The following is a 7,141-nucleotide window of genomic DNA, read 5'->3' on the forward strand; positions in this document are numbered from 1 at the left end:
TATGATTTTTAAACATAAGGAGATGATTAATATGGCTAAAACAGGATACATAGAATTAGCAGATGGAGGTAAGATTAGCTTTGAGCTATACCCCGAGGAAGCTCCTAATACAGTGGCCAACTTTGAAAAACTAGCGAATGAGGGCTTTTATGATGGACTAAACTTTCACAGAGTGATCCCTGGATTCGTAAGCCAAGGAGGATGCCCTAACAAAAATGGAACTGGCGGTCCTGGTTACACAATTAAGTGTGAGACAGAAGGTAATCCCCACAAGCATGTAGCAGGAGCTTTATCAATGGCTCACGCTGGAAGAGACACAGGAGGCAGCCAATTCTTTATTGTGCACGAGCCCCAGCCGCATCTGAATGGAGTTCACACTGTTTTCGGTAAAGTAACAGAAGGATTAGAGCATGCTCTTAACATGAAACAAGGCGCAGATATTAAAACAATTAAAGTATCTTAGTAATCCATTAAAGGGGAGCAGAAATGCTCTCTTTTTTATATCTGTCACACTTATGAATCTAATTTGAGTACGAAAAACTGAGATGTAATCGAGAAGGTTAGTCCCTTTTAATGAATAAGTCAGGCGTTCCTGTCCAAATACAAAATAAAGGACTAATTCATGGACAATGGTACACTACTTTCATCATTTGATAAAATGGTTTTACCTATTATTCAAAAACGTTTAGAACAAGTTGAAGATCTAAAACAAGACTACTACACAAAGAAACTAACACGGAAGTTTAACTCAAGTTTTACATTGTGCTCATTTGCACAAGCTGGAAAGCCTTGTAATGCGCTGCATGATAGTGGTCCCCGGAAAATATTTAAATTGAAACCATTTATGCGTTTCAGATATCCGAAAGAACAGGGATAACATTACTGAAAATTCGAACTGTACTTTTAGAATGCTACTGATTTGGAGATGAATGTTTACAAAAAATCAAAAGAGGAGGAGTCAACAATGGAACCGATCCCTGATCACTTAAAAGAAGATCTTGATATTGTATTCGTAGGGTTTAATCCGAGCATTCGATCTGCCGAGATAGGTCACCATTATGCAAATCCTAATAATCGTTTTTGGAAAATTTTATATGAGGCGGGATTAACACCGGGAAAATATCACACAACGGAGGATTATCTGCTTTTGGAACTTGGCTATGGCCTTACAAATATTGTTTCCAGGCCAACCAAAGCGGCCGATGAAATCACAAAAGAAGAATATAAAGAAGGCAAGCAGCAGCTAAAAGAAAAAATTCAGCACTTCAAGCCAAAAATCGTTTGTTTTGTCGGCAAAGGAGTATATCAGGAGTATAGTGGAAAAAAAGATGTTAAATGGAAGCGGCAGGAACAATCTGTGGTGAATGGAACAATCGATTTTGTTGCACCTTCTTCAAGCGGATTGGTGCGAATGAAAATTGATGAAGTAGTCGATATATATCGCGACTTACTATCTTTGCTTTCTTCTATAAAAGAGCAAAGAAAATAAGAGTTTCATACAAAATATCCAACTTTTGGAGCATACTCAGCTATTAAACAATTAAAAGAACACTCCATTTGCAACTGTTTCCAGTTAGATAGAATTGTTAAAATATAGCCAACATCCAGAACCGACTTCAATTTTATCTCACAAAGGGAGGGAAAGAAATGGAGCATTATGCCCGTGTAATTCCGTACCAGGTGATACAACAGGTTGAAAGTGTTAATGAGGTTCCTTTAGGGGTGCAAATGATCCAAGCGCCAAAGATTTGGGCAGAAACGAAGGGAAAAGGGATGACAGTGGCCGTTTTGGATACAGGCTGCGACATCAGCCATCCAGATCTGAAAGGGAGGATCATTGGCGGACGTAACTTTACTTCGGATGATGGCAGTAACCCGAATGTTTACCGGGATTACAACGGCCATGGCACTCATGTTGCCGGAACAATTGCTGCTGAGGGAAACGAGTTCGGGGTAATAGGTGTGGCTCCAGAAGCGAACCTGCTTATCGTAAAAGTGTTAAATAAAGATGGATCAGGAAAATATGAATGGATCATTAATGGCATACATTATGCTATCGAGCAAAAGGTAGATGTCATCTCAATGTCACTTGGCGGTCCAAATGATACTCCCGAACTGCATGAAGCCATCAAAAAAGCGGTAGAAAACAATATCCTTGTGGTCTGCGCCGCTGGAAACGAAGGAGACGGCAACGACTCGACAGATGAATTTGCCTATCCCGGTTGCTACAATGAAGTTATTAGTATCGGGGCGATCAATTTGGAGCGGCGCTCGTCGGAATTTACAAATTCACATAACGAAATCGATTTAGTCGCGCCAGGTGAAAAAATTGTTTCAACCTATCTTGATGGAAAGTACGCTTCGTTGAGCGGGACTTCGATGTCTGCTCCACACGCAGCGGGAGCACTTGCTTTAATCAAAGATATAGCTAATAAAGCATTCGAACGAAAGCTTTCAGAACCAGAGCTGTACGCACAGCTAATCAAAAGAACTGTGCCGTTGGGACATTCTCCCAAGCTTGAAGGAAATGGACTAGTCTATTTAACCGTCCTGGAGCATTTAAATAAAGTGTTTGATCAGGAATTTCAGGAAAAGGTATTAAAATCGTTATGAACGATTTAATGCAAACACTGAAAGCCGCAAAAGCGCACTTGATCGAAAAAAGAAAACAGCCTTATTACGATGAGTATTATGATATAGAATTAAAAGAAGATTATTACAGCGATATCAGCACTGAAAATAACCGGTTAAAAAAAGATATCCAAGCGCTTATCATAAAAACTCATCATACAAAACTAACATACTCCCCACACCGCTATGTATACCCATGGGTCGACTTGCAGGAAAATGGGGAATTGAAAAGTTTGTATTCAGGGAAAAAGATGGATGCTTTGAAAACCATTGAAGAAGATATCCTGCTGCTTGAACAGATAAAAAATAACAGTATGGCTGTTTTATCCGGACAAAATATTCTTAATTGTGAGCATGTTGTTCCCCAATCATGGTTTGATGTAAGAGAGCCGATGAGAGGAGACCTGCACCATCTTTTTGCTTGCGAGCCTTCGTGCAACAGCATGAGAAGTAATTTCCCGTACTTTGACTTTCCTTCCTATTCACCTGAAGGCCAGATTTTTGGAATTAGAGAAGGATGCGGAATGGCCGAGAACGAGCGCTTTGAACCGGAATACGGCAAAGGAATTGTTGCGAGGGCAACTCTATACTTTTTAATCAGGTACGAAGAAGAAGTTAATATTCAGAAGAAAGTCGACGTAAACCTTTTGCTTGATTGGCATCACAGCTTCCCGGTCAGCATTTATGAAAAACACAGAAATGCAGCGATATATGAACTGCAGGGAAACAGAAACCCGTTTATTGACTATCCAGAATGGGCTGAGAGGATCTTCTAATATAAAAGAGTCGCCATACACACTATGGCGGCTCTTTTCTGAATAAAAATGATCTAAATTTGGAATTTAAGCTTACAGCATACATAATAGAATAAGATAAACTATTGAATATTTTTAAAAAGGGGAGTGGGGTTTTGAAAGTAAAGTTTCGTTTAGAATTATTTGTGGAAGACCTGCAAAAATCCATTGAGTTTTATGAACAAATCCTAGGTCTGGAATTCGTTGATAAGAGTGAAACTGGGGCAATGATTAAACAGAACGATTTTGCACTACTGTTAACTCCGGACTCAGTTTTAAATAAAAACCACTTTTTAAGAAAGGGAGGTCTTCACCCAAAAGGCAAAGGCGTGGAGTTTATCATCGTGACTGACGATATTGATCGGCTATTCAAAAGAGTTTTAGAGAAAAAATATCCAGTCGAATCCACACTGACACTTCAATCTTGGGGAATGAAGGATTTTCGCATAGTAGATCCTGATGGATATTATTTAAGGTTAACTTCAAATAAGATTTGTTAGAAGGTTAATATAAAGTACTGTCTCTAATGCTTAATTTCATAGATAAAATATAGTTCAACAGCGGCATTTTCTATTGAGAATAATATATGTATTTCTTTCAATAATAACTACTTTTAAGTAATATGATACATAGCGAAAAGGTTGGAAGAAAGGGTTGGAAAAGTGCGGATATTTACCGAAAGAACTATTGAAATAATAAAAAACATACCAGAGGGCAAAGTTATGACTTACGGCCAAATTGCGCGGTTGGCTGGAAGCCCTCGCGGTGCCAGGCAAGTAGTGAGAATCCTGCATTCGATGAGCAAAAAATATAACTTGCCGTGGCATCGAGTTATCAATTCCAAAGGTGAAATTGGCTTAAAAGATGATGAACACTACATGGTTCAAAGGCTGTCTCTTGAAAGCGAAGGGATAACCTTCACACGCGAACGCCGCATCGACCTTGTCCAATATCAGTTTCATCCTGATATCGAATGAATGTTTAAGCTGGTTAAACGTCCCAACGTATATAGGCATATTGACAGGCATAACTCCAATGGAATTAAACTTCATCACCGCGCCGAGCCAACTTCATCACATATTCTTTTACCATCTCTACAGTCACATATTTGCGGGGCGGAACAATTCCTTGTTTCGAAAGCTCATTCATTTCGCCCGTTACTTGATTAATTTTATCTGTCGTAAACTCACTGCCTTGTTTGCACAATACAATCGCTTCTTCAATATATTCTTCTCTCCGCTTATCTAAAGCCAGGAATTGGTCAATCATTTTATTTTGTTTTTTCACATGCTTTGTAATTGCTTCATGTACACTCATGATTTCACCCCTAATTATCTCTACTCCTAGTTCAATATAATATCAGCTTATCCCTGGCACGTTAAGGTTTTTATTAAAGTTAGTTGTATATGCCGAAACCACCTCCATTGTGAAAGTTCCAATTCATGTACTCCTTACACATAGCCTTTATTAAAAAGCTTATTAACGATGCTATGTTATTATACTTTGACTGTACATAATGAGTTTATTGTCCGAAGTTAAAGGCTCAGTGACAGGGTTCCTGCTGTAGACCGCAAAGTAAACTTGGAGAAATAATAAAACGCACCTTATTTTTTTATTTCTTCAAGCTTTCTTCTGTTGACCGCCCTATATAAGGAACCTTGAGATATTCCAGTTGCCGAGACTATCTCCTTTATAGAATATTCATTACTATCATACATCCGTAGCGCAACAGTAAGCTTTTCTTTATCCAATTTGGGTCTCCCTAATGTTTTTCCACGCCTTTTACTTGCATCAAGCCCTTCCTTTACTCTCTCAGCAATAAGGTTTCTTTCTAATTCAGCGATGACGCACATCATTTGGAACATGGCTTTGCCCGTAGAGGTTCTTGTATCCATATTTTCTTTTAAAGAAATGAATTGCACCCCCATCTCTTCCAATTGCTGAATGATGTTGAGGATATCCAATGTTTTACGCCCTAAACGTGAAATACTTTCCACTACAACTGAATCTCCTTGTCTGATTACATCAAACAGTTGGTGAAGTCCTTTTCGATCTTTAATCGTACCAGTAAATTTCTCTTTTATTATTTTTTCGCATCCATATTCAGTAAGAATGTTAATTTGCCGATCTAAGTTTTGGTCAACAGTAGATACTCGAGCATAACCAATTATCATTTTTAACCTCCAGTAAACTTGTATATTTTTATTTTACTAGAGGGGTCATTATTGTAAAGGTATTTGGTAATATTTTTGGTAACTACTTTTGGTAATGGCTAATCTTAATAAAATCCAAGGTTAGTAGGGAGATGAAAAGGCGTTACAAAAATACTGGTTTTTGGTAATGGTATATATTAACATGACAGTAATGTTTTGGGGTATTTTTGAAAAGATATCAAAAAAAGACAAAATTCATCGGAGGGTTTTCATAAGCTTACTTGGTTATGTTTTACCGAATAGGATCCCTATGTTTTCGCCCCTTACTAATGACAAAAAAATTATCTGACAATTATTCAAAGTATTTGAATTATCATACACCAAATTTTCACTTAAAATCATGACTATCCAAAAGGTTAACAAAATGAAGAAATAATTATTTTTAAAGCCTTATGCTTTAGTATAAAAAACATCGTCATGGGGAAAATAAGGTAAAAATAAGCGAGGTTCTTATGACTTATGAAAAAAAGCCTGTTAATATTAATTATCTTCTTGACTCTTTTCTCATATTCACCCGTTAAAGCTGAAACCGTAACTAAAAATGATGTGCAGTTGCGTGATGACCTTATTTTCATTATGCTTTATCCCTCAATTCAACAGGAATTGAAGAAGCAATATGGCGAAATTAAACAAAATTATTGTGGTAAAATAATCGAAATTAAGAAGCTGCCACAAGGCAATTACTCATTTAATGTCACCGTACAGGTAATTACATTTGAAGGTGCTCACGATCCTCCCAATGATTTAGTGACAATCACTTTTAGTAATGAAAAATCCATAGAGTGGCAGGCAATTGATTTTAAAAGCAAAAGGTTAAATCCAACCGAAATAACTAATTGCCATTGAAATATGGAATTTTATTTTATTACGAAGTAAATAAAAAATCGGGTACAGTTTAGTCTGTATCCGATTTTTTTACAATATGTTGAGAACTATGATACTTTCAACTTAATAGGAATTCGTTGATCCATATCGAGTTCAAAAGTTCCATAAGGATTAACGTGATGATAAAATAAAGGGGTTAATCCTCTAAAATCTTCCGATGTCATTTTCTTCAACCAAAATTGATTGTTGTCATAAAGCACTTCTTGTACCATTAAGGTATTCATATAGACTAAACAATTTTGAAGCAATTGAAGTGATAAGGCGGACACCTCCTGATCTTCTATCGAATTGGAACGAATCTCACTGTTTTTTCCATAGAAAATATAGGTATTTACCGAGTTCCATTGTTCCACTGTATTTAATCCTTCATGGATCTCCCTGCGAATCTCTTCATAGTGCAAATAATCACATAAAAAGATCGTTTTGATCGCTTTTCCTAATTCACATAAAGCCTGATAGGTTGGATGTTTTGTATCCCTTGTAAATCGCTTTAATATGGATTCTGCAGAAGCAGTCCCCAACCGCAGAGCAGTTGCAAACTTAATGATTTGTTCATACTGTTGTCGAATAAGATCCCAGTTAATCGGTCTACTTAAAGCCTGTTGCAGGTGAGGATAT

The 7,141-nt window shown here is 37.2% G+C and carries 11 protein-coding genes; 8 read left to right on the forward strand and 3 right to left on the reverse strand.

Going from position 1 to position 7,141, the window contains the following annotated elements; translation table 11 throughout:
* Positions 1–31 precede the first annotated feature (31 nt).
* The 7 genes from CU633_RS21050 to CU633_RS21080 all read left to right on the forward strand — a co-directional run bounded on the left by CU633_RS21050 (position 32) and on the right by CU633_RS21080 (position 4,402).
* Positions 32–463 carry a peptidylprolyl isomerase gene (locus CU633_RS21050; protein WP_101662521.1) on the forward strand — a complete coding sequence of 144 codons (432 nt, stop codon included), beginning with the start codon at positions 32–34 and terminating at the stop codon, positions 461–463.
* Positions 464–622: 159 nt separating this feature from the next.
* Positions 623–877 (forward strand): hypothetical protein, encoded by a 255-nt coding sequence (locus CU633_RS23040; RefSeq protein ID WP_180955063.1) that lies wholly within the window; start codon positions 623–625, stop codon positions 875–877.
* Between the two features lie 87 nt (positions 878–964).
* Complete coding sequence (locus CU633_RS21060) at positions 965–1,489, forward strand: mismatch-specific DNA-glycosylase (protein WP_101662522.1); 525 nt, start codon at positions 965–967, stop codon at positions 1,487–1,489.
* Positions 1,490–1,647: 158 nt separating this feature from the next.
* Positions 1,648–2,613 carry a S8 family peptidase gene (locus tag CU633_RS21065; protein ID WP_101662523.1) on the forward strand — a complete coding sequence of 322 codons (966 nt, stop codon included), beginning with the start codon at positions 1,648–1,650 and terminating at the stop codon, positions 2,611–2,613.
* The gene (locus tag CU633_RS21070; protein WP_101662524.1) at positions 2,610–3,407 is read left to right on the forward strand and encodes an endonuclease I family protein; all 798 of its coding nucleotides are present in this window, start codon (positions 2,610–2,612) and stop codon (positions 3,405–3,407) included. The genes CU633_RS21065 and CU633_RS21070 overlap by 4 nt, the downstream gene beginning before the upstream one ends.
* A gap of 134 nt (positions 3,408–3,541) precedes the next feature.
* Positions 3,542–3,925, forward strand: coding sequence for a VOC family protein (locus tag CU633_RS21075; RefSeq protein ID WP_101662525.1), 384 nt, complete (start codon positions 3,542–3,544; stop codon positions 3,923–3,925).
* Between the two features lie 162 nt (positions 3,926–4,087).
* On the forward strand, positions 4,088–4,402 hold the full coding sequence (locus tag CU633_RS21080) for an MGMT family protein (protein WP_101662526.1): 315 nt from the start codon (positions 4,088–4,090) through the stop codon (positions 4,400–4,402).
* Positions 4,403–4,466: 64 nt separating this feature from the next.
* Here the strand turns inward: CU633_RS21080 and CU633_RS21085 are convergent, their stop codons facing one another.
* Positions 4,467–4,742, reverse strand: coding sequence for a YpbS family protein (locus tag CU633_RS21085; protein WP_101662527.1), 276 nt, complete (start codon positions 4,740–4,742; stop codon positions 4,467–4,469).
* A 287-nt stretch (positions 4,743–5,029) separates the two neighbouring features.
* On the reverse strand, positions 5,030–5,599 hold the full coding sequence (locus tag CU633_RS21090) for a recombinase family protein (protein ID WP_101662528.1): 570 nt from the start codon (positions 5,597–5,599) through the stop codon (positions 5,030–5,032).
* A 498-nt stretch (positions 5,600–6,097) separates the two neighbouring features.
* Here CU633_RS21090 and CU633_RS21095 point away from each other — a divergent pair, with 498 nt between their 5' ends.
* Entirely contained in the window at positions 6,098–6,484 is a 387-nt protein-coding gene (locus CU633_RS21095; protein WP_101662529.1) for a DUF3888 domain-containing protein, read from the forward strand.
* 86 nt (positions 6,485–6,570) lie between these two features.
* On the opposite strand, the gene CU633_RS21100 is transcribed toward CU633_RS21095, so the two are convergent.
* Positions 6,571–7,141 (reverse strand): Tn3 family transposase (locus CU633_RS21100; protein ID WP_142383449.1); only part of this gene is annotated, 571 nt, incomplete at its 5' end.

The sequence above is a fragment of the Bacillus sp. V3-13 genome, assembly GCF_002860165.1.
In the GTDB taxonomy this organism is placed as follows: domain Bacteria; phylum Bacillota; class Bacilli; order Bacillales; family Cytobacillaceae; genus Bacillus_BJ.